Below are 22,174 nucleotides of genomic sequence, written 5' to 3'. Positions count from 1 at the left end.
CCCTCCGGGGCGCGGCCGCCCGGGCGGCTGGCCGCTCTTCGCGTATTCCCTGCACCGGTTCCCGTGCCCAGCGGCGCATTTTTCATACGCGACCGGCGAGTAACCTCCTCGTCAACGCTCCGCTCCCGCACGGGCCTTCGCGCGCTTCGCGACGTAGCGCCGCATCTTCTCCTCCTTGCCGCAGTCCTCCATCGAGCACCAACGGCGGGCGCCGTTCTTCGTGGTGTCGAGGAAGACGAAGCCGCAGCCGGGGCACTCCTTGAGGCGGCCGAGAGGCCCCTGGGTGAGCAGGTCGACGGCGTCGGCGGCGAGCTCCGAAAGAGCCGACGACGGCGCGGCCGGGTCCCAGGTCCAGCGGAGCCGCCCCTCGTCGAGCACGGGCCTCGCGCTGCGGACGGCGTCGGCCCAGATCGCCTGGATCGCGGCCATCTCCCCCGGCACGCCACCGCCCGAAGCCAGCGACGTCATGACGGAGCGGAGCGCCGCGCGGAGCCTGCGTGCGTCGCGCAGGAGCGCACGCTCGGCCGCGGGGGTCAGGCGCGGGGAGACCGCGAGGCCGGCGTACCGGCACCACGAAAGGAACGCCTCGCCGGACTGGAGCACCACGTCGTACCCGTCGGTGTTGACCAGGTCGAGCGACGGTCGTCCGCCCACCAGCCTCGGCCACCGCTCGGTCTCAGCCACGCCATCACCCCTCGAGAATGTTGCCAGCAAAAGCATTGTAGCCAGCAACGCTGTGCGTTACCATCAATAAAGCGTTCACTGGAAACACCGACCAGAGGAGATGGGCGCGATGGACCTCGGACTCGTCGCAGCAGCCATGACACGGACCCGGGAAGGTGACGACGGCCGCTACGACGGCTGTTCGATGTTCAGCGCGCTTCCCGACGCGCCGGTCGTCCGGGACGTACGCCGGCGGCGCCTCCCGGAGCTGCGCCTGCCGTCGCGCCTCGGGTCAGGCCGTCGCGCTCCCCGCCCGCTCTGCCATGGGCTTCAGTCCGCAGGCTGCTGAGAAGCCCTCCGACTCGATGCCCAGGGCGGTGTTCGAGCGCGTCGTGAGGTTGGCCATCCCGATCACCGAGGTCAGCTCGATGACGCCGTCGGGACCGAGCTGCTCCAGCAGGCTGGCGACCATCTCGTCGGTCACCGTGGGCGGGGTCTGGCTCATCGCCTCGGCGTACCCGAGCACCTCCCGCTCCAGCGGCGAGAACACGTCCGACTCGCGCCACCGCGGGATCTCGCGTGCCCTCTCCACGTCGAGCCCGTGGTTGTGGGCCATGAAGTAGTTGAAGTCCAGGCACCACGAGCAGCCCACGAGCGAGGCCACCGCCATGTGAGCGAAGGACTTGAGGCCCTCGTCGCAGCGGTCCCACTTCTGGACCTTCTGGCCGTAGGCCATGCTGGCCTTGAGCACCGGCAGGTGGTGCCACATCACGCCGAGCGACTCGGGGACCTGGCCGAACATCCTGCCCGCGAACTTCTTCACCATCGCGCCGTAGAGCCCGGTGATCTCCTTCGGCGGGATCCTGGTCGTGGTCATGTCTCCTCCTGATGTCGATGTGCCGTCGACTACCAGGACGAGATGCGGGACCCGGACGTGACATCGGGCCAAGCATCAGGGCGCACTGGGCTCGCCGTACGACGAGGCGTGCGGGTCCCGCCCCCCGATGGCCGTCAGGCACTGCCCGTGGATCCTGGCCGGGACGTCGACGCCGGTCTTGACGGCCCACGGCAGTCCGTCGTCGCCGACGACGACCTGGACCCCGCGTGGGTCGAAGCCGGCGTTCTCGGCGCACATGCGGTAGCGGTCGTTCAGCTCCAGGACGAGGGCAAGGCCCGTGGCCGTCGGCTCCGGTGGGCTGGGGTCAGCGGTCGTGGGGGGCGCGGCCGGATCGCGCGCCTTGTCGTCGGGCCCGCCGGTCAGCATGCCGGGCAGGATGAGCGTGGCAGCGGCGGCCGCCGCCACGAGCGACGCGCCCACGGCGACGCGACCCCGGCGGCGAGCCGAGCGACTCGCGGCGGAGGCGTCCTCCCACACCCGCTTCGCGCCGCGCGCCTCGCCACGCTGCGAGCGGTCGTCGAAGAACTCGTCGATGCTCATGCCCCGTCCCCTTCGGGAGAGGTGATGGCGTCGCGGAGTCGATGGCGGGCGCGGGACGCTCGGGACCGAGCAGCGGTCCCCGACAGGTCGAGCAGGTCCGCGACCTCGCGGAACCCGTATCCCTCGACATCGGCGAGGTAGAGCACCGCCCGGTCGAGCGAGCCGAGGCGGTCGAGCTCCGACAGGTCCGAGGGCTCGGGGTCGCTCGACTCCGCGTCCCGGTGCAGCAGTCGCAGCGCGCGCTCGCGGCGGCCGGCCGCGCGCCAGGTGTCGGCGGCGAGGTTCAGGATGGCGCGGCGCAGGTAGCCGCCGGGTGAGTCCAGCCGATGCAGCGGGCCGTGCTTGAGGGCCCGGGCCAGGGCCTCCTGCACGAGGTCGTCCGGCTCCTGGTCGCGCGCGCCGACCACCGCGGCGAACCGCCGCAGTCCCGGGTAGAGGGCATGGAACAGCTCCTCGTCGGTGGCGTACCTGCCCGGCGGCGCAGTGCTCTCCACGGCTACCTCGCTCACGCCCATCAAACGCCGGTCCGGCCGGATTTGTGGCACGTCAGGTCAGGATCGTGGTGGAGATGATGCCTGTCGGTCGCGCCGTCAGTCGCGCGTCACCTGCACCACTGCCGGCCGCGGCCCGGCGAAGGCGCCGGGCGCCGGCGTACCGCCCGCGGCGACGTAGTCGGGGAACCGCGACTGCGGCGCGGCCCAGGAACCCTCCTCGCCGGGGTGCTGGACGGCGACGAACACCGAGCCGTCCCGGTCGTGGATCACCGGGCCACACGTCTCAGCCCCGGCGGGTACGGCGAGGAACTGCTGCACGTGGCCGCGCTCGCGACCCGACACGGGCACCTTGAAGAGCCCGTCGGCGAGCTTCAGGGCCGACGGCTGGCCGTCGGTCGAGATCCAGAGGTTGCCCTCGCTGTCGAACGCGACGTTGTCGGGGCAGGAGATCGGCGAGACCGCGCCCGTCCAGCCACCGAAGTAGGTGCCGGCGGTGGCGGGGTCGCCGCAGATCAGCAGCAGGTTCCAGGTGAACGTGTCGGCGGTGTGGTCGCCGCGGGTCGGCGCGATCTCGACGACGTGGCCGTCCTTGTTGGCCGCGCGGGGGTTGGGCTCCGTCGGCCCCTCCTTGCCGACCTTGCCGCGGTCGGTGTTGTTGGTGCAGGCGACGTAGACCCGGCCGTTGATCGGGTTGGGCTCGACGTCCTCGGGCCGGTCCATCTTGGTCGGCTGCACGGCATCGGCGGCCAGCCGCGTGTAGACCAGCACCTCCTCGAGGCTGAAGCCCGGGACCATCGACTGCCCGTCCCTCGTCAGCGGGATCCACTCGCCGGTGCCGTCGCTGACGCCGTCCGCCAGGCCGTCGCCGGTGAACCGCGCCACCGACAGGTCGCCCTCGCTCAGCAGCCGCTTGTTGTGCCGCTGGTCGCGCCAGCTGCCGCCGTGGCGGATCCGCTCCTTCGACACGAACCGGTAGAGGTAGTCGAAGCGCTCGTCGTCGCCCATGTAGGCCACGACGTGCCCGTCGCGGTTGACCGTGACGTTGGCGCCCTCGTGCTTGAAGCGGCCCATCGCCGTGTGCTTCACGGGCGTGGAGCCCGGGTCGGTCGGGTCGATCTCGACGATCCAGCCGAACCGGTTCGGCTCGTTGGCGTACGCCGCGGTGGTGGCGTCCCAGCGCGGGTCGACCGAGCGCCAGTTGCGCGTGTCCTGGCTGCTGCTCAGGCCGTAGCGCGCTTCCTTCGGGTCGGTGCCGGTCGCCCTGAAGTACTGGTTGAAGTTCTCCTCGCCCGACAGGATCGTGCCCCACGGGGTGGTACCGCCGGCGCAGTTGTTCATGGTGCCGCGCACCTTGCGACCGGTCGGGTCGGCGGCGGTCCTCAGCAGCGCCGAGCCGGCGGCCGGGCCGTCGAGCTCGAACTCGGTGTCGAGCGTGATCCGCCGGTTGAGCCGCGCGCCCGGGACGTAGGTCCAGGTGTCGCCGCGCCGGCGGCGGCGCAGCTCGACGACCGAGAGGCCGTGCGCGGCCCACGCCGTACGGATGACGGTCTCGGGGGCGGTGCCGGGCGGGAACATGATGTTCTCGTTGGTGTACTCGTGGTTGCACACGAGGATCGCGCTCGTGCCCGAGCGGTTGGTCTCGATGATGTCGAGGTAGTCGTTGTTGTAGCCGAACTGACCGGCCTGCGCCTCGGGGGTCTGCGCCGCCGGGTCGAACGGCGGGGCACCGCGCAGGATCGGGTCGCCCCAGCGGATGATCGCGTCCCAGCGGTAGCCGCTCGGCACGGAGAAGGCGTCGACCGTGGCCGCCACCGGTGCGATCGCGGCGAACTCGAGCGGTTCGCGCCGGTCCCGGCCCTTGCCGTGGCCTTGTCCGTTGTCGCGGCCGCGACCGTCGGCAGCGGCCGGCGACACCAGCGAGCCGCCCGCGAGCAGGCCGGCGGCGACGGCTCCGGCGCCGAGCATGCGGCGCCGGCTCAGGGCCTGGCTCGCGATCTCGCGGAAGTACGTCGTCTCGGTGGTGTTCGGCGCCTCGAACGCGCAGGCGTTGCCACACCGCAGGTGGCAGGTCACGGCGCTCCGGTTGCCGTGGGTGTGTCCGGCCATAGGCAGCTGGACGTGGCGGGCAGGGTCGAACGTCTCGGTCATTTCCGGCCTTCCGAGTGGGTCAGGTTCTTCGGTGCTTGAAACCTGTCGGAGTCGGGTGATCGGATCGCGACGGCCGGGCGACCACGAGGTGAACCGATCGGCTCAGGCCAGCGTGAACTCCACGCGTCGTGCCTCGACGTCGGCCACGGTCAGCCGCACCTGCACGTCGGTGCCGAGCGGCAGCGGCGTCGACGACACCACGCGCGCCTCGACGTCGGGGTCGTGGACGACCACGACACCGCGGCGTTCGTCGTCCTCCTCGACGTCGACCACGACGCCGGGGAAGGTCTCACCGACCCGGTCGGCGAGCACGCCGGCCTCGACCAGGTCGAGCATGGCGCGCTCGTAGGCACGCGACCGCGACCCCGACGACTGGAGCGTCTTCGGCAGCGCCGGCAGCGCCGCCCGCACCCAGTCGGGCACCTCGGTGCCCGCGCAGAGCGCGAGGCAGACCTCGCCGGCGTACCGGTCGCCGAGCCGGCGCAGCGGGGCGGTCACGTGGGCGTACTCCTCGGCGAGCGCCGAGTGCAGCGGCTGCGCGGGCGTCTCGCCGTCGAACGCGACGTACCCGCTCCCCCGCAGCAGCCGCGCGCTCGCGTCGACCATCGCGGCGTGCGCGGGGATCGAGGGATCGAGCGAGCGCACGAAGTCGGGGTAGAGCTGCTCGGCCGGCCAGTCGATGCCGAGCGCGCGGGCGGTGCGGTGCAGGCGCTGCACGTCGCGCGGGTCCGGCGGCGGCAGGGTGCGCAGCAGCCCGATCCGCGCGTACATCATCAGGTCGGCCGCCGCGAAGCCCGTGAGGAGGGAGATCTGCGCATTCCAGCGCTCCGCCGGCAGCTGCTCCCGGAACTCCAGGTGCCACCGGTCCCCGACGACGTCGACCTCCTGGTCGGGCAGCGGCAGCTCCACGCCACCCCGCTGCGCCTCCCGCGCGAGCCGCAGCTCGCCGATCTCCTTCAGCAGCGCCAGGGAGGCGTCGGCGGTGCCGCCGTCGATCGCCGCCTGCGCCTCCTCGTAGGTCAGCTGCGCGGTGGAGCGCACCCGCGCCCGCTCCACGCGTACGTCGGTGCGGGTGCCCTCGTCGTCGAGCCGGATCGTCCACAGCAGCGCCGGGCGCTCCTGGTCGGGCAGCAGCGACGCCGCGCCCTCGCTGAGCACGGCCGGGTGCAGCGGCACCTTCCCGTCGGGGCCGTAGAGCGTCTCGCCGCGCCGGTTCGCCTCGAGGTCGACCGGGTCGCCGGCTGCGACGAACGCGGCGACGTCGGCGATGGCGTACTCCACGACGTACCCGGACCCGTCGCGCGACAGGTGCACCGCCTGGTCGAGGTCGCGGGCGCCGGGCGGGTCGATCGTCACGAAGGGGATGTCGGTGCGGTCGAGGTCCGGCAGCCGGGGCGAGGCCGCGGCCGCGGCGGCGGCCTCCTCGGCCTCGGGCGGGAAGTCCGGCGAGGCGTCGAGCTCGTCGCGGATGCGCTCCATGCCGGCCCGCAGCGTGGCCGCGGCCACGCCGTCATCGGCGGAGCGGACCCGGACGACGCGACTGCTCGGCATACCGGCACGATAGGGCACCGTGCTCATCCTGCTGCCGCCCAGCGAGGGCAAGGCCGCGCCGCGTCGCGGCAAGCCGCTCGACCTGGCCACGCTCGACTTCCCGACGCTGACCCCCGCGAGGGAGCGCGTGCTCGACGCCCTGGTCGAGCTCTGCGAGGGCGACCCCGACGTGGCCGCGAAGACCCTCGGCGTCGGCGGCACCCAGCTCGACCTCGTCGACCTGAACCGCGGGCTGCGCGGCAACCCGACCGCGCGGGCCGACCAGGTCTACACCGGTGTCCTGTACGACGCCCTCGACGTCGCCACGCTCTCCACGGCCGCCCGACGGCGGGCGACGAAGCGCCTGGCGGTCACCTCCAGCCTGTTCGGGCTCGTGCGCCCGGGCGACCGCATCCCGGCGTACCGCCTCTCCGGCGACACCACCCTGCCCGGGCTCGGCGCGGTGGCCGCCGTCTGGCGCGAGTGCCTCGGCGACGCGGTGACGGAGGCGCTGGGCCGCGGCCTGCTCGTCGACCTGCGCAGCAGCACCTACGCCGCCTTCTGGCGGCCGACGCCCGAGGTGAAGGTCGCGACGGTGCGGGTGCTGCACGAGCACCAGGGACAGCGCAAGGTGGTCAGCCACTTCAACAAGGCCACCAAGGGCCGCATCGTGCGCGCGCTGCTCGAGGACGGCGCCGACCCTCGGACACCGGACCGGCTCGCGGAGGCGTTGCGCGACCTCGGCTGGGTGGTCGAGGTCGACGGCACCCGTCTCGACGTCGTGGTCAGCGAGCTGTAGCTACCACTTCGTCGCGCCGGGCGCGAACACGTCGTTGCCGGGCGGCAGCGCGTTGTACATCCGCATCGACGGGCGGTCGTCGAACCACGCCAGCACCGTCACCGACCCGGGGCTGAGCTCCATCCGGAACAACGACTCCATCGGCGCGTCGACCGCGTTGGCGACCAGCGTCTTGATCGGCGTCACGTGGCTGACGACGACCACGGTGCGGCCGGCGTGGGTCTCGAGCAGCCGGTCGAGCCCCGCGAGCACCCGCTCCTGCACGGTGCGGAAGGACTCGCCACCGGTCGGCGCCAGGTCGACCGAGCCCAGCCACGACGTCAGCTCGTCGGGGTGCCGCTCCCCCACCTCCGCGAAGGTGAGCCCGTCCCAGTGGCCGAACTCCATCTCGGCGAAGCCGGGCTCGAGCCCGACCTCGCGCCCCAACGCGGCCGCGATGATCTCGGCCGACTCCAACGTGCGGCGTACCGGCGACGCGACGACGGCGTCGATGCGGTCGGCGATCGGACCCAGCCAGTCGGCGACGGCGCGGATCTGGGCGCGGCCCTCGTCGCTGAGGCCCGGGTTGGCGCTGGCGAGGCCCCCGGAGAAGCGCTTCTCGAGGGTGTGCGCGGTGACGCCGTGGCGCACCAGCACGACGGTCGTCGGCGCGCCACCGCCCGACCAGCCCCGCGCCTGGGTCTGCATCGAGACCGGCTGGGTGTCGGGGTCCTGCACGAGCTCGGCCAGGGACTCCGGCTCGTCCTCCCACGGACCGGCCTCGGCCGCGACGGTCACGCCGTCGCGCTTCCCGTCGAGGGCCTCGTTGGCGAGCCGGTCCGCGTGCGCGTTCTCGAGCCGCGGCACCCAGGTGTACGTCGTGCCGTCCGGCGCGAGCCGCCGCGCCTGCTCGGCCAGCGGACGCATGTCGGGGTGCTTGATCCTCCAACGGCCCGACATCTGCTCGACGACGAGCTTGGAGTCCATGCGCACCTCGACGTCGGCGTCGGGCGCGAGCTCGGCGGCGAGCTTGAGGCCGGCGATCAGGCCGGAGTACTCCGCGACGTTGTTGGTCGCTACGCCGATCCTGCGGCCGTCCTCGGCGATGACGGCGCCGGACTCGGCGTCACGCAGCACCGCGCCGTACGCGGCTGGGCCGGGGTTGCCCCGCGAGCCGCCGTCGGCCTCGATGACGACCGATCGGGTCACAGACCGGACTCGGGGGTGCGCACGAGGATGCGCTGGCACTCCTCGCAGCGGACGACCTCGTCCTCGGGCAGGCCCTTGATGCGGGTCAGCTCGACGGAGTCGAGGGTGAGCCGGCAGCCGCCACACTCCCGGCGCCGCAGGGCGGCCGCCCCGACGCCCCCCTTCTGGTCGCGCAGCCGGTCGTAGAGCGTGACCAGGTCCGCGGGCAGCCCCTCGGCCGCCGGTCCGCGGTCGGCCTGCACCTGCTGGAGCTTCGCGTCGATGTCCGCGAGCTTCTCGTCGCGGGCCGCGTGCAGCGTCGTCAGCCGGTCGTCGGTCTCGGCGACCAGCTGCTGGAGCTGGTCGAGCTCGCGCTGGGCCTCCTCGAGCTTCTCCATCACCTCGAGCTCGTCGTCCTCGAGCGACGAGATCCGGCGCTCCAGCGACTCGAGCTCGTGCTGCATCCGCTCGAGGTCCTTGGGGTTGGTGACCAGGCCCTGGTCCATCCGGTCGCGGTCGCGCGTGCGGCGCGCCTTGACCGCCTCGACGTCCTGGTCGACCTTCTTCTGCTCGGTGGTCAGGTCGTCGACGGCGATCCGCGCGTCCCGCGCGAGGTTGTCGACGTCGGTGCGCTTCGCGGTCTGCTCGGTGATCTCCGCGAGCTCCGGGAGCTTCGCCCGCTGGTGGCGCAGCTGGTCGCCGCGGGAGTCCAGCTCCTGCAGGTCGAGGAGCTTCAGTTGGGCGGCGGGATCGGCTTTCAGCGGGGTCTCCTCAGATGCGGAACTGCCAGGGATCGGTGCACGTGGTGCTCACGCGGGTGTCCACCGTATCGCCCCCATTTGCACCGAGCGCCGCGCGCACCCGCGCCTCCACCGCCGGCAGCCAGGTCCACTCGGCCGCCCAGTGCGCGATGTCGACCAGGGCGGGCCCCTCCAGCTCCCGGAACTCGCTCGCCGGGTGGTGCCGCAGGTCGCTCGTCACGTAGACGTCGGCGTCGGTCCGCGCGACCGTGTCGAGCAGGAAGTCACCCGCCCCGCCGCACACCGCGACGCGGCGTACCTCCCGGTCGGGGTCGCCGGCCACCCGTACGCCGTGGGCGGTCGCCGGCAGCGCAGCCGAGACGGCCGCGGCGAACTCCCGCAGCGTCGTCGGCGCGACGTCGCCGATCCGGCCGGTGCCGGTCGCGGCGACGCCGGGGTCGGCGAGCTCGACGACGTCGAACGCCGGCTCCTCGTAGGGGTGCGCGTCCAGCATCGCCCGGACCACCCTCGCGCGCGCCGACCGGGGCAGCACGACCTCGATCCGCTCCTCCTCGACGGTCTCGACGGTGCCGACCGCTCCGATGGTCGGGTTCGCGCCCTCCAGCGGGCGGAACCGGCCCGACCCGGGCGTCGAGAACGACGCGTGGTCGTAGTCGCCGATCCGGCCGGCGCCGGCCGCGGCGAGCGCCGCACGCAGCGCCTCGGCGTCCGCGACCGGAACGTAGGTCGTGAGCTTGTCCATCGGCCCGGCCGGCGCCGGCACGATCGGCGCGAGACCGGTGAGCCCGAGCGCCAGCGCGAGCGACTCGGACACGCCACCGAGCGCCTGGTCGGCGTTGGTGTGCGCGGTGAGCAGTGCGCAGCCGGCTTTCGTCAACGTCGCCAGCGTGCGGCCCTTGGGCGTCGTCGCCGCGACGCCGTGCACTCCCTTGAGGAAGAGCGGGTGATGGACGACCAGCAGGTCGGCGCCCCACTCTGCCGCCTCCTGGGCCACCGGCAGCACCGGGTCGACCGCGAACATCACCTTGCGCACCTGCTGGTCCGGGTCGCCGGCGACCAGGCCGACGGCGTCCCAGGAGTCGGCGGTGGCGGGCGGGTACCAGCCGTGCAGCAGGGCAACGACGTCCTTCAGCGCGGGCATGGGCCCGAGATTATCGGGGACGGGCGCCGCGACCGCCGCTGGTCGCGCGCGTCGGCGCGCTGCTCGACCACCGGTGGTCGAGCCTGTCGAGACCCCGGAAACCCGCGCCGGCGCTCGCTGCTCGACCAACGGAGGTCGAGCCTGATGCCCGACCGACGTGGTCCTAGGCTCGTCCCATGTCGGTCGTGAAGATCAACGCCATCTCCGTCCCGCCCGAGGCGCACGAGGAGCTCGAGAAGCGCTTCGCGAACCGCGCCCACACCGTCGACGGCAGCGCCGGCTTCCTCGGCTTCCAGCTGCTGCGTCCGGTCAAGGGCGAGGACCGCTACTTCGTCGTCACCGAGTGGGAGGACGAGGCGTCGTTCGAGGCCTGGCGCGACGGCGGAGCCGCCGCGGCCCACGCCGGCCAGCGCGCCAACCCCGTCGCGACCGGTGCCGACCTGCTGGAGTTCGAGGTCGTCCTCGACACGCGCGCATCGGGATAGTCCCAACGATCCTCAGTTGACCTGGCGGTCGCGCCCCTCCCAGTACGGCGCGCGCAGCTTGAACTTCTGCAGCTTGCCGGTCGCGGTGCGGGCGAGCTCGTCGCGGAACTCGACCACGGTCGGGGCCTTGTAGCCCGCCGCCCGCTCCTTGCACCACGCGATGATCTCTGCCTCGGTGGCCTGCTGGCCCTCGGCGAGCACGACCATCGCCATGATCGTCTCGCCCCACTTCTCGCTCGGGATGCCGATCACCGCGACCTCCGCGACCGCTGGGTGGGAGAAGATCACGTCCTCGACCTCGATGCTCGAGACGTTCTCGCCGCCGGTGATGATCACGTCCTTCTTGCGGTCGGAGATCGTCAGGTAGCCGTCGTCGCCGATCGTGCCGCCGTCGCCGGTGTGGAACCAGCCGTCCTCCAGCGCCCTCGCCGACTCCTCGGGCTGCTCCCAGTAGCCCTCGAGCACGACGTTGGAGCGCGCCAGCACCTCGCCGCCGCCCTCCTCCGGGTCGCCGTCCGACACCTTCAGCCGTACGCCGAGCGCGGGCGCGCCCGCCCGCGTGAGCAGGGACGCCCGCTCCTCGGCGTCGAGGTCGTCCCACTCCGCGCGGGTCCGGTTGAAGGTCAGCAGCGGCGAGGTCTCGGTGAGGCCGTAGATCTGGATGAACTCCCAGCCCAGCTCCTCCTGCACCCGCGCGACCGTCTTCGTCGGCGGCGGCGCGCCGGCCATGATGATCCGCACCCGGTCACGGCCCGGGATCTCGCCCTCCCAGGTCTGGGCCGCCTCGAGCACCGCGGCGGCGACCGCCGGCGCGGCGCACATGACCGTCACGCCGTGGTCGCGCACCCGGCGCAGGATCTCGGCTCCGTCGACCTTGCGCAGCACGATGTGCTGCACGCCGAGGCCGGTCATCGCGTACGGCATCCCCCAGCCGTTGGCGTGGAACATGGGCAGCGTGTGCAGGTAGACGTCGCGGTCGGACACCGTCGCGTGCATCGCGAACGTCACCGCGTTGACCCAGATGTTGCGGTGGGTGATCTGCACCCCCTTGGGGCGGGCGGTCGTGCCGGAGGTGTAGTTGATGCACGCGGTCGCGTTCTCGTCGGGCTCCCACGGCCGCGGCTCGGCATCCTCCGCCGCGAACAGCTCGTCGTCGTTGCCGAGCACGAACTTGAACTCCGCCTCGACGTCCTTGAGCGACTCCTCGAGCTCGGGGTCGACCAGCAGCACCCGCGCGCCGGAGTGCTCGACGATGTAGCGGACCTCGTCGGGGCGGAGCCGGAAGTTCACCGGCACCAGCACCCGCCCCCAGCCGCTGACACCGAAGAACGACGTGAGCAGCCGCGCGCTGTTGTGGCTCACGACCGCGACGCGGTCGCCCACCTCGAGACCGAGCTCGTCGAGCTTCGCGGCCTGCCGCCGCGCGAGTACGCCGAGCTCGGCGTACGTCAGCCGGCCACTGCCCGGCGAGCCACTCAGCGGCGGCGCGGGTTGGTCCGGCTCGTCGACGACGCCCACTCGCTCGCCGTACACCTGCACGGCGCGGTCGATGAAGTCCGAGACGCTGAACGGGACGATCATTCCGCCACTGTAGTGACCCGACGTTGTCCGTAGGTTGCCTCGTTTTCCCGTGTGCTGCTGGAACCGGCCGCCCACCTGCGCCTCGCGGGTGAGAGTGCTCTCATGCGACTCTCACCGACCGCCCACGATCGGGGAGAATGATCGGACCATGCACCCGGTCTGGAAGCTCATCATCGGGCTCGCGGTCGTCCTGCCCCTCGGTGCGTACGTCGCGGGCTCCCTCGCCGCGTCCGCCTCCGACGACCCGCCGCCGCGGGAGACGATCCAGATCCGCGAGGCCGACCCGACCCCGACCGGGGAGCCGACGGGGAAGGCGAAGCCGGAGACCAAGCCCAAGCCCGACCCGTCGCCGTCGCGGTCGGGCGACGATGACGACGACGATGACGACGTCGAGGTGGTGACGCCGTGGGACGACCTCGACGACGATGACCGCACCGACGACCGTGGACACGGCGGCGGGGACGACGATGATGGCGGCCACGGCGGCGACGACAGCGACGACCGCGACGACGACAGCGGGCACGGTGGCGAGGACTAGCGTCTCCGTCCGCGTCCGCATCACCGCGACGGTGGCGCTCCTCGTCCTCGCCGGTCTCGCGGTCGCGGGCGCCGTGGTGTACACGATCGAGCTGCGCCGCCTCGAGCAGCAGGTCGCGGCGCAGACCGAGCAGGAGTTCGCCGAGCTCGCGGCCCTGCAGGAGGACGGCCGCAACCCGGACACCGGTCGACCGTTCACCAGCGCCGCCGAGATGCTCGAGCTCTTCCTCACGCGCAACGTCCCGGACGAGAACGAGCTGCTGCTGACCTGGGGCGACAACGGGCCGACCGGCCAGTCGCCGAGGTGGGACGCGATCAGCGGGTCCGCCTGGATCCGGGAGGTCGTCCCGCCCCTGATCGAGAGCAACGGCCGCACCGAGGTCGACTCCGAGTTCGGGGCGCTCGAGATCAACGTCCAGTCGGTTCGCCAGGGCGACCAGACCGGAGCGCTGGTCGTCGTCACGTTCCTCGACCGGGCCAGGGAGGGCCTGCGCGACACGATGCGCACCTACGCCATCGTCGCAGGCCTCGCCCTGCTCCTGATCACGGCCGTGGCGTTCTGGGTCTCCGGTCGCCTGCTGTCCCCGCTGCGCACCCTGCGCGAGACGGCGGACGACATCACGGAGACCGACCTCTCGCAGCGGCTGCCGGTCACGGGCAACGACGACATCACCGCCCTCACCCGCACCTTCAACGGGATGCTCGACCGGCTGGAGGCGGCGTTCATCGGCCAGCGGCAGTTCCTCGACGACGCCGGCCACGAGCTCAAGACCCCGCTGACCGTGCTTCGAGGTCACCTCGAGCTCGTCGACCCCGACAACCCCACCGAGGTCGCCGAGACCCGGCTGCTGCTCCTCGACGAGATCGACCGGATGTCGCGGCTGGTGGGCGACCTCATCCTGCTCGCGAAGAGCGACCGCCCCGACTTCCTCCAGCTCCGTCAGGTCGACCTCGACGGGCTCACCAACGACCTGATGGCCAAGGCCCGCGGCCTCGGCGACCGCCGTTGGGTCGTCGACGAGGTCGCGGCGACCAAGGTCGTGGCCGACGAGCAACGGCTGACCCAGGCGGTGCTCCAGCTCTGCGACAACGCCGTCAAGCACACCAGCGCCGGCGACACCGTCGCGATCGGCTCGTCCGCCACCCCGACCGAGGTACGGCTCTGGGTCCGCGACACGGGCCCCGGCGTCCCGCCCGAGGATCGCGACCTGATCTTTGAACGATTCGGCCGCTCCGCCGTACCACCCGGTGACGAGGGCTTCGGACTCGGCCTCTCCATCGTCGGCGCCATCGTGCGAGCGCACGGCGGCACCGTCGCCGCGGAGGACCCCCCGGCGCCGCACCCGCCGGGAGCACGATTCGTCGTGACGCTGCCGAGGACGACGAGGTTGGAGGACGACGAGTGGCCCGCATCCTGATCGTGGAGGACGAACAGCGCATCGCGTCGTTCGTGGCCAAGGGCCTGCGCGCCGACGGCCACCTGACCACCGTCGTCGGCGACGGCCGCGACGGTCTCGACCGCGCACTCGGCGGCGACTTCGACCTCGTCGTGCTCGACATCGGCCTCCCGGGCATCGACGGCTTCGAGGTCCTCGACCAGATGCGCGCCCAGGGCTCACAGATCCCGGTCATCGTGCTCACCGCGCGCGACTCCGTCGGCGACACGGTCTCGGCGCTCGAGGGCGGCGCCGACGACTACATGCCCAAGCCGTTCCGGTTCGCCGAGCTGCTCGCGCGGGTCCGCCTCCGGCTGCGCCAGGAGCACTCGAACGGTCACCCGGGTCGCGAGGACGTCCTCGAGTGCGGCGGCGTCCGGCTCGACGTCCGCACCCGCCGGGCCGACGTCGGCGAGCGGCAGGTGGAGCTCTCGGCCCGCGAGTTCGCGCTGGCCGAGATGTTCATGGTGAACGCCGGGCAGGTGCTCTCCCGCGAGCAGCTCCTCGACCACGTCTGGGGCCTCGACTTCGACCCCGGGTCCAACGTCGTCGACGTGTACGTCGGCTACCTGCGCAAGAAGCTCGGGTCCGGGTCGATCGCCACCGTGCGCGGCATGGGCTACCGCTTCAACCGCTGACGGCTCACCCGGCGCGCAGGGCGCCGCCGAGCCGCACCCGCGGCTGCCGGGCGAGCACGGGCTCGAGCGCCTCGGCGACCTCGCGCGGCAGCGGCCGGTTGGCCGGATCGCGGTCGAGCCCGGCGTACAGGACCTTGACGACCTCGGGCGGTACGCCGTCCGGCAGCTCGTAGGGGTCCTCGAAGGTCTGGGGCAGGACGTCGTCGTCCGAGGCGCCATCGAAGGCGCGGTAGCCCGCGACGGCCTCGAAGAGCGTCGCGCACAGCCCCCACACGTCCGAGGCCGACGACGGCGGGCCGAAGCGGTCGGGGTCGGCCTGCTCGGGCGACATGTAGAGGTCGGTCCCGATGCGCCTGGACCGGGCCGCGTCGGCGACCGTCCGCGCGACCGAGAGGTCGATGAGGCGCGCGGGGGCGCCCATGATCACGTTGCTCGGCTTCACGTCGAGGTGCACCCAGTCGAGGTGCGCGAAGTAGTGCAGCGCGCTGGCGACCTCGATCGCCAGCGGGAGGTACTGCTGCTCCTGCAGCGGGCCGTAGCGCCGGATCAGCGTGGACAGCCGCGGGCCGTCGATCTGCTCCAGCACGACGTGCGGTCGATCGCCCGAGAGCACGTGGCGCAGGCCGCGCACGACCACCGGGTGGTTGACGGTCGCGAGCGCGTCGACCTCACGAGCCAGGCCGCGCAGGCTGTGGGCGTCCTCGACCTGGTCAGGGCGCACCACCTTCACGACGACCGGCGCGTAGGTGACCTCGTCGAAGGCCAGGTACGCCTCGTAGGCGGACCCACCGCCGAGCCGACGGACAGCCGTCAGCTCGGCGGTGATCGGGTCCCCCTCGAGGAAGTCCCAGGAGGCGATGGTCATCAGCCGCGCGTGTTGTGCCGCGAGCGGTCGTTGGTGTCGTTCCTCGAGCGGTCGACGTTCCCGCTGCCCGGGCCGTCGGAGGTGAGGTCACGGACCCGGGTGTCCCGGCTGTTGTCGCGGTCGCCGCGACCGCTGCGGGTGTTGGTGCCCGTGTTGTCCCGACCGGTGCGGGTCCGCGTGCGGGTCTGGTCGTTGAGGCCGGTGTCGTCGTCATCGTCGTCGTCGATCGTCGTGACGAGCACCTGGCTGTCGTCGTCGCGCTTGAACGCGGTGTCGGAGTCCGAGCCGGAGGCGGATGCCGGCGCCTGCCAGGCGACCAGCCCGGCCGCGACCATCCCGGCCAACCCGACCATCCCGGACGTCATGAGCTTGTTCATCGTGTCTCCTCGAATCGGAATCGTTCCTTCGAGGAAGAGCCTGACGGCCGGCAGTGAGGCGACCATGAGCCGCCGATGAGACACCTCTTAGCCGAGAGTCAGCCTTGGCTCAACGCTGGCGCCACGCGGTCAGCTTGCGCTCGGGCGCCTCGGCGACCGGCGACTCGGTCTGCTCCCACACCCGCCGCCACTGGGCGACCTGCGGTCCCGACGGGTCGGGTACGGCGCCGGTCGCCACGCGACGGCGCGCCTCCCACCACGTGGTGCGGTCCTCGTCGAGCAGCGCCGCCACGGCGTCCTTGATCCGCGGCGCGAAGTCGCGCACGGACTCGTCGGCACCCGCGACCAGCGGCTCGCCGAAGCGGATCGTGAGCTGGCGCCGTCCGCGCGAGGGCCAGCCCTGCCCGCGCGGCATCGCCGCGAACGTGCCGCGGTGGGCGACCGGGACGACGGGTACGCCGTGCTCCTTGGCGAGGAACGCCGCGCCCATCCGGAACTTGCCCATCCAGCCGTCGACCGAGCGGGTCCCCTCGGGGTAGATCACCAGGCTCCAGCCGTCGGCCAGCACCTCACCCGGCGTGGCCGCCATCGTGCCGCCGCGACGGTCGATCGGGAACGTGTTGAACACCAGCACCGACCCCACGGCGCGCCACCAGGTGTCGAAGAAGTAGTCGGCCGCGGCCGCCACCGCCGTACGCCGTCGCCACTCGTCGGGCAGCGACAGCAGCACCAGCGGTGTGTCGAGGTGGGAGGCGTGGTTGGCCACGAAGATCACCGGCCCGTCGACGCGGTCGAGCACGTCGAGGCCCTCGACGTGCGTGCGCACCTGGGAGCGGAAGAGCGGCTCGAGGCCGACCTTCTGCGCCACCTCGCGCGCCGCCATCGCCGGCTTCCGCCGCGACCAGTCGGTGCGGAAGACCGTCGACCGCGCCGGCGGCACCCACTCCTCCGCCGACCGCGGCACCTGCGGCCGCCGGCCCCAGCGCCAGCCGCGCGCCACGGTGCGTACGTCGTCGACCGACTCCTTGAGGAAGTTCGTCATCGCACGTCGGCCAGCAGGTGGGGCGGGTTGTGCAGGTAGGTGATCGACGGGGACGACCCGACGGTGCCCGACGCCATCTCGAGCGCGTCCTGCAGGGTGGTCGCGGCCCGGAAGCCGAGTCGCGACGCGGCCCGCCGGTCGGCACCGACCCAGATCACCTCGTCGACGTGGTCCATCGCGTGGGCCGCCCAGTACCACATGTAGAACGGGTGGACGCCGTGGTATGCGTGCGAGGTCCGGTAGAGGTGGATGTACCACGGGTCCTGCGCGAACTGCTGCTCGTACTTCTCCCCCACGACCGCCGGGTCGGTCGACTCGGCGAGCACCTCCTCGTAGAAGTCGACGTACGACGGGTGGTGCAGCTGGTTGAAGCCCTCGTTCAGCGGGTGGTAGAGGATCACCGCGCCGCCCTTCCGGACGACCGGCTGGCCCCGGTAGGAGTTGAAGTAGTAGCCGAGCCCCATGCAGGTCGCGAGGATCGGGTTCATCGACGAGTTCACGTTGTAGGGGCCGAGGTACGGCACGCCCATCACGAGGACGTCGCTCTGCCCCTGCACCTCGACGAGGTGCTGCTGGTGCACCTTCGCCAGCGTGCGCTCGTGCACGGCCTCGACCTCGCCGGCGTTGACGCCGGTGAGCCCGTACGCCGAGCGCATGTCGTGGAACATCTTGTGGCGCAGCTTCTGCGGAGCGACGGCGAGCCCGCGGCGTACGCCGAGCATCGACGCCTGGTCCTTGACCGACCACTCCCACTCGCGCTTCTGCAGGAAGTCGTAGGGCTTCGGGAACACGTCGTTGTCGAGGGTCGTCTCGATCTGGAAGACCTTGACGTGGTCCTTGATGATCCGGCCCATCCGCCAGGCGGAGTGGTGCATCGCGGAGTGCTTGTGGTCCATGAACGACCGCGAGTGCACCATCGTCCGGGCGTTGTGGTGGTGACGCAGGGACTTGTACGACGCCAGCCCGATGCCCACGGACTTGTGGCCGCCGTCCATGGCGACGAGGTTGACGTTGACGTAGACGAGCAGGTCGGACTCCGCCGCCCGCTTGCTGATCTCGACGTCCTCGCCCTTGTCGGTGGTGCCGAGGTGGGCGAGCTCGGCGCGGTCCTCGGCGTCGAAGTTGTAGAGGTCGCCCTGGGGGTAGAACGAGCGGAACACCCGCTCCCCCACGATGTGCTTGAGCTCGGCGGCGGTCATCCGCCGGTGCAGCGCGTTGGCGGCGATGAGCTTCACGTCGTCGACGCCGGCCTCGGCCGCCATCGTCAGCACGTGCTCGATGATCCGCCCGCGGATGTCGGGCGCCTTCATCGTCGGCAGCGGCAGCGAGAGGTCGTCGAACGCGATCGTCAGGCGCATGCCCGGGAAGAGCAGCGTCGGCAGCGGGTCGGAGTCGGCCGGGTGCAGCAGCGCCTCGCGGATCGCCTCGTCGACGTCGGGCACGGTCGGGATGGACTCGGGCGGGTAGACGACCCGCGTGCCGAGCGGGAAGTCCTCGAGCCGGAAGCCCAGCCCCTCGTGCACGACGAGCGGTGGGGTGCGGTCGTCCACCTCGAGGACGAATCCGGGGCGACTCATGAAGTACTCCTCACTGGGATGAGCGGGGGTCGAAAGCCACCTTGACCGTGCCGAGGCGGCCGGCCGCGTGGGCGTGGTCGAGTGCTTCCCGCCAGCGGTGCAGCGGGTAGCTGGCGACACTCTTCGCCAGCTGCTGGACGGCGTCGGTGGCGACCAGCTCGATCGCCTTGTCGAAGGCGCCGTCGCCCTGCGCGGACGCGTAGGTGCCGACGACCTCGAGCTCCCGGAACCACGCCGCCGACAGGTCGGCGGCGGCCGGCATGCCGGAGAGCACGACGCGTCCGCCGGCCCGGGTCGCCTGCAGCGACGCCTCCAGGGACTGCTTGCTGCCGACGGCGTCGATCGCGACGTCGACGCCGCCCAGCAGGTACGGCGAGGAGAACTGCGGCTCGAGCTGGAAGGCGCCCGTCGCGCGGCGGACCCGGCGGAGCACCTCGCCGGGCGCGACCACCTCGGTCGCGCCGAAGTCGCGGGCCAGCTCGCGCTGGTGGGCGTGCTTGGCGACCACGATGATCTCGCCCGCGTCGGTCAGCTCGCGCAGCGCCAGCGTCGCGAGCAGGCCGACCGAGCCGGCGCCGCTGACCAGCACCCGGTCGCCGCCGGTGACGCCCGACCGCAGCGCGGTGTGCACCGCGCACGCGACCGGCTCGACCAGGATCGCCTGCTCGTCGGAGAAGCCCTCGGGGACCGGGTGCAGCTGGCTGCGGTGCGCCGCGAGCTGCTGGCCCCAGCCGCCCCCGGTGTCCTTGCAGAAGCCGGTCTGGAGGCCCGGCGACAGGTGGCCGACGGTGATCCGCTCGCAGCGATTGGTCTGCCCGGCGACGCAGGCGGCGCACGGCTCGACGCCGCGGGCGGCGCAGGTGAGCACCGGATCGACGACGACGCGGGTGCCCTTCGGCAGGTCCTCGCAGTCGTCGAGCAGCTCGGCGACCACCTCGTGGCCCGGCACGAACGGCATCGAGACGACGGCCGAGAAGTAGAGGCTGGTCCTCCCCGACAGCGCGCCGAGGTCGGAGCCGCAGATCCCGGACAGGCGGGTGCGCAGCCGCGCCCAGCCCGGACGGTCGACCTTCGGCTCCTGGATCGTGACGAGCCGCAGCGGCGCGGCGTACCCGGAGAGGATGCCGGGCATCCGGCCGCCGATCGCCTTGCCCGCCACCGTGCGCGGCACCGACCGGAACATCTCGAGGGCGAGCATCATCGGAGATCTCCTGCCGGGTTCAGCGTCCGCGTGCTGGAGTCCGGGCTCGCCCAGTCGACGATCGTCCACCGGTGCCGGCGCGCGTGCCGGAAGAGCGAGACGTCGGGCTTGACCGCGACCGGGCGGCCGACCGCCTCGAGCAGCGGCAGGTCGGAGTGGGAGTCGGCATAGCCGTACGACGCCGCCAGGTCGATGCCGTGCTCCACGGCGTACTGCCGCATCCACGCCGCCCTCGACTCCCCCACCAGAGGCGAGCTGGCGAGGTAGCCGGTGCACACGCCGCGGTCGTCCACGGCGAGCTCCGCGGCCTCGATGTGGTCGAAGAGCGGCTCGAGCGACCGGGTCAGCGGCCGGATCGCGCCGGTGATGAGCACGGTCCGGTGACCGGCCGCACGGTGCTCGCGGATCCGGCGTACGGCGTCGGGCGAGAGCCGCGACAGCACGTGCGAAGCGAGGTGCTGGTCGGCGATCTCGTCGAGGTCGGCGAGCCGGGCGCCGGCGTACTGCCGGTAGACGGACCGCAGGAACGCGCTGCGCTCGCGCCGCTCGGCCCGCACCAGCGACGGCACCCGCGCCGCGACGCGGCCGATCTCGCCCCACCGCTCGGCGCCGGTCTGCTCGCGCAGCCGCAGCCAGAGATAGGTCTCGATGACGTTCGACGACAGCAGCGTGCCGTCCATGTCGAAGAACGCCGCTACCCCGTCCGCGCCGGACGCGATGGGCTTGAGGGACGGGTCCGCCGCCGCCCGTCGGGCCCGGCGCGCCTCGTCGAGCCGCCGTACGGGCGCGGTGACCGCCGGGCAGTGCACCTCGCGCAGGTAGTGCGCCCAGTCGACGACCGCGGTGTCGAACGCGAAGGTCTCCTGGTCCTCGGGCGTGAGCGACCGGTAGAGCGCCAGCGTGTGGGCGTCGGAGAAGCGCAGCTCGGCCTGGGCGTACTCGCGGTAGAGGTCGAGGTAGCGGCGCAGGAACTCCAGCCGCCGTCCCTGCTGGTCCAGCTTGCGGGCGAGGTCGCGGGTGCGGTCGCCGCGCGGCGAGTGCCCGATCACGTAGTCCGCGACCCGGTGGGCGCGCTCGCTCGTCGACAGCAGCCGCTCGACCGACGCGGCGCCCGGGAACCGCCAGTCCGGCAACCGCACCGCACCCCGGTCGCCCGCGATGAACGGGTGCTCGTCGAAGTAGCCGCGCACGTTGTCGTAGAGCATCGAGAAGGTCAGCGGGTTGCGGTCGCCGGAGGAGACGTGGAAGTACGCCGGGTCGCCGGCCTCGGGCGGGTGCGCCAGCACCGCGACGATCGCCGCCACGACGTGATCGACCGGCACGATGTCGACGATGGTGTCGGCCGCCGCGGGGAACTCGGGCAGCTCGCCGCGCCCGTAGGCCAGAATCAGCGGCTCGGCCATCTTGAAGCCCTCGATCCAGCCCGCGTGCGGCACCCGCAGGGCGGACTCGATGATGCTCGGCCGGACGATCGACACCCGGTGGTCGCGGGCGTGCTGCTCGACGACGCGCTCCCCCAGCGCCTTGGTGAACGTGTAGCAGTCGGTCCAGCCGAGGCTGCGGGCGCGCTCCGAGCCGATCCGCACCAGCTCGCGCTTGACCCACTCCCGGCGGGCCTCCTCGGTCGCCGTCGCGGCCGTGAGCAGGCCGGCCCGGCTGTGCGTCTTCTCGGCCTTCTTGCGCTCGCGCTCGAGCACGACGGCGCTGCGGCTCTGGTGCTCGACGATCTGGCGCTGCGCGAGCCCCCAGGCGAGCTCCATCTCGAGGTCGACGTCATGGTCGACGGGCCCCTCCGGGATGCTGCCGCGCCGGCGGCCCGCGACGTACGCCGTGGAGATGTGCACGTAGTGGACGTCCGGCCCGGCCTCCCGGACCCGGGCCAGCAGCTCGCGCGTGCCCTGCACGTTGGTGCGGAAGCCCTCGTCGACGGGCGGGTCGAAGGAGACGTCGCCGGCGCAGTGCACGACGGCGTCGAGGTCGCGGGGGAGCTCGGGCGCGTCGGCCAGGTCGCCCTCGAGCACCCCGACCCGCGCCTCCATCAGCGCCTCCACCCCGCCGGCGCTCTCGACGACGTCGGCGAAGATGGGCTTGCGGAGCAGGGCCGCCGTCCGCGCTGCGGCGGACGTCGACCCCTTGGGCCGCACGAGCACCGTGACCCGCACCCCCGGCACCTCGGCCAGCATCAGGTGCAGGAGCGCCTCACCGACGAACCCGGTGACACCGGTGAGCAGGACATGCTGGCCTGCGAGACGTTCGGCAGTCGTCGGCACCCGGACCATGCCCGGAAACCTACT

Annotated in this window: 21 protein-coding genes; 5 read left to right on the top strand and 16 right to left on the bottom strand. The window is 72.4% G+C overall.

Going from position 1 to position 22,174, the window contains the following annotated elements:
• Positions 1-111: 111 nt before the first annotated feature.
• The 6 genes from ACFQQI_RS17615 to ACFQQI_RS17590 all read right to left on the bottom strand — a co-directional run bounded on the left by ACFQQI_RS17615 (position 112) and on the right by ACFQQI_RS17590 (position 6,294).
• Entirely contained in the window at positions 112-684 is a 573-nt protein-coding gene (locus tag ACFQQI_RS17615; RefSeq protein WP_378566362.1) for a CGNR zinc finger domain-containing protein, read from the bottom strand.
• 271 nt (positions 685-955) lie between these two features.
• Positions 956-1,540: a carboxymuconolactone decarboxylase family protein gene (locus ACFQQI_RS17610; RefSeq protein WP_378566359.1), complete on the bottom strand. Its 585-nt coding sequence runs from the start codon at positions 1,538-1,540 to the stop codon at positions 956-958.
• Between the two features lie 75 nt (positions 1,541-1,615).
• Positions 1,616-2,101, bottom strand: a complete 486-nt coding sequence (locus ACFQQI_RS17605; protein ID WP_378566356.1) for a hypothetical protein — start codon at positions 2,099-2,101, stop codon at positions 1,616-1,618.
• Entirely contained in the window at positions 2,098-2,610 is a 513-nt protein-coding gene (locus ACFQQI_RS17600) for an RNA polymerase sigma factor (RefSeq protein WP_378566353.1), read from the bottom strand. Before ACFQQI_RS17600 ends, ACFQQI_RS17605 begins: the two co-directional genes overlap by 4 nt.
• Before the next feature lie 81 nt (positions 2,611-2,691).
• Positions 2,692-4,743: a PhoX family protein gene (locus tag ACFQQI_RS17595; RefSeq protein WP_378566350.1), complete on the bottom strand. Its 2,052-nt coding sequence runs from the start codon at positions 4,741-4,743 to the stop codon at positions 2,692-2,694.
• Positions 4,744-4,845: 102 nt separating this feature from the next.
• Positions 4,846-6,294 (bottom strand): RNB domain-containing ribonuclease, encoded by a 1,449-nt coding sequence (locus ACFQQI_RS17590; RefSeq protein WP_378566347.1) that lies wholly within the window; start codon positions 6,292-6,294, stop codon positions 4,846-4,848.
• Positions 6,295-6,313: 19 nt separating this feature from the next.
• Here ACFQQI_RS17590 and yaaA point away from each other — a divergent pair, with 19 nt between their 5' ends.
• The gene (yaaA, locus tag ACFQQI_RS17585) at positions 6,314-7,072 is read left to right on the top strand and encodes a peroxide stress protein YaaA (protein ID WP_378566344.1); all 759 of its coding nucleotides are present in this window, start codon (positions 6,314-6,316) and stop codon (positions 7,070-7,072) included.
• Here yaaA and ACFQQI_RS17580 read toward each other — a convergent pair whose 3' ends face one another.
• From ACFQQI_RS17580 to ACFQQI_RS17570, 3 genes are all read right to left on the bottom strand, one after another.
• A complete protein-coding gene (locus ACFQQI_RS17580; protein WP_378566341.1) occupies positions 7,073-8,260 on the bottom strand; it encodes a bifunctional RNase H/acid phosphatase in 1,188 nt (395 codons plus the stop codon).
• Positions 8,257-8,745, bottom strand: a complete 489-nt coding sequence (locus ACFQQI_RS17575) for a zinc ribbon domain-containing protein (RefSeq protein WP_378566338.1) — start codon at positions 8,743-8,745, stop codon at positions 8,257-8,259. Before ACFQQI_RS17575 ends, ACFQQI_RS17580 begins: the two co-directional genes overlap by 4 nt.
• 265 nt (positions 8,746-9,010) lie before the next feature.
• Positions 9,011-10,141 (bottom strand): Nif3-like dinuclear metal center hexameric protein, encoded by a 1,131-nt coding sequence (locus ACFQQI_RS17570; protein WP_378566335.1) that lies wholly within the window; start codon positions 10,139-10,141, stop codon positions 9,011-9,013.
• Between the two features lie 176 nt (positions 10,142-10,317).
• On the opposite strand from ACFQQI_RS17570, the gene ACFQQI_RS17565 reads away from it, so the two are divergent.
• The gene (locus tag ACFQQI_RS17565; protein ID WP_378566331.1) at positions 10,318-10,626 is read left to right on the top strand and encodes an antibiotic biosynthesis monooxygenase family protein; all 309 of its coding nucleotides are present in this window, start codon (positions 10,318-10,320) and stop codon (positions 10,624-10,626) included.
• A gap of 12 nt (positions 10,627-10,638) precedes the next feature.
• Here ACFQQI_RS17565 and ACFQQI_RS17560 read toward each other — a convergent pair whose 3' ends face one another.
• Entirely contained in the window at positions 10,639-12,207 is a 1,569-nt protein-coding gene (locus ACFQQI_RS17560) for an AMP-binding protein (protein WP_378566328.1), read from the bottom strand.
• Between the two features lie 148 nt (positions 12,208-12,355).
• Between ACFQQI_RS17560 and ACFQQI_RS17555 the strand changes: the two genes are divergently transcribed.
• The 3 genes from ACFQQI_RS17555 to ACFQQI_RS17545 are packed head-to-tail and all read left to right on the top strand — an operon-like array spanning position 12,356 to position 14,818.
• On the top strand, positions 12,356-12,745 hold the full coding sequence (locus ACFQQI_RS17555) for a hypothetical protein (RefSeq protein WP_378566325.1): 390 nt from the start codon (positions 12,356-12,358) through the stop codon (positions 12,743-12,745).
• Positions 12,732-14,162 (top strand): ATP-binding protein, encoded by a 1,431-nt coding sequence (locus tag ACFQQI_RS17550; RefSeq protein WP_378566322.1) that lies wholly within the window; start codon positions 12,732-12,734, stop codon positions 14,160-14,162. Before ACFQQI_RS17555 ends, ACFQQI_RS17550 begins: the two co-directional genes overlap by 14 nt.
• Positions 14,147-14,818, top strand: a complete 672-nt coding sequence (locus ACFQQI_RS17545; RefSeq protein WP_378566319.1) for a response regulator transcription factor — start codon at positions 14,147-14,149, stop codon at positions 14,816-14,818. The genes ACFQQI_RS17550 and ACFQQI_RS17545 overlap by 16 nt, the downstream gene beginning before the upstream one ends.
• Positions 14,819-14,822: 4 nt before the next feature.
• On the opposite strand, the gene ACFQQI_RS17540 is transcribed toward ACFQQI_RS17545, so the two are convergent.
• The 6 genes from ACFQQI_RS17540 to ACFQQI_RS17515 all read right to left on the bottom strand — a co-directional run bounded on the left by ACFQQI_RS17540 (position 14,823) and on the right by ACFQQI_RS17515 (position 22,159).
• Complete coding sequence (locus ACFQQI_RS17540; protein WP_378566316.1) at positions 14,823-15,683, bottom strand: serine/threonine-protein kinase; 861 nt, start codon at positions 15,681-15,683, stop codon at positions 14,823-14,825.
• On the bottom strand, positions 15,683-16,060 hold the full coding sequence (locus tag ACFQQI_RS17535; protein WP_378566313.1) for a hypothetical protein: 378 nt from the start codon (positions 16,058-16,060) through the stop codon (positions 15,683-15,685). The genes ACFQQI_RS17540 and ACFQQI_RS17535 overlap by 1 nt, the downstream gene beginning before the upstream one ends.
• 109 nt (positions 16,061-16,169) lie before the next feature.
• Entirely contained in the window at positions 16,170-17,102 is a 933-nt protein-coding gene (locus tag ACFQQI_RS17530) for a lysophospholipid acyltransferase family protein (RefSeq protein ID WP_378566309.1), read from the bottom strand.
• A complete protein-coding gene (locus tag ACFQQI_RS17525; RefSeq protein ID WP_378566306.1) occupies positions 17,099-18,679 on the bottom strand; it encodes a lactate racemase domain-containing protein in 1,581 nt (526 codons plus the stop codon). The genes ACFQQI_RS17530 and ACFQQI_RS17525 overlap by 4 nt, the downstream gene beginning before the upstream one ends.
• Before the next feature lie 10 nt (positions 18,680-18,689).
• Positions 18,690-19,877 (bottom strand): zinc-binding dehydrogenase, encoded by a 1,188-nt coding sequence (locus tag ACFQQI_RS17520; protein ID WP_378566616.1) that lies wholly within the window; start codon positions 19,875-19,877, stop codon positions 18,690-18,692.
• On the bottom strand, positions 19,877-22,159 hold the full coding sequence (locus ACFQQI_RS17515) for an HAD-IB family hydrolase (protein ID WP_378566303.1): 2,283 nt from the start codon (positions 22,157-22,159) through the stop codon (positions 19,877-19,879). Before ACFQQI_RS17515 ends, ACFQQI_RS17520 begins: the two co-directional genes overlap by 1 nt.
• Positions 22,160-22,174 lie beyond the last annotated feature (15 nt).

The sequence above is a fragment of the Nocardioides sp. GCM10030259 genome, assembly GCF_042666375.1.
GTDB lineage: Bacteria > Actinomycetota > Actinomycetes > Propionibacteriales > Nocardioidaceae > Nocardioides.
Note: the sequence above shows the minus strand (reverse complement) of the source record. Positions and strands in the feature narration are given on the sequence as shown.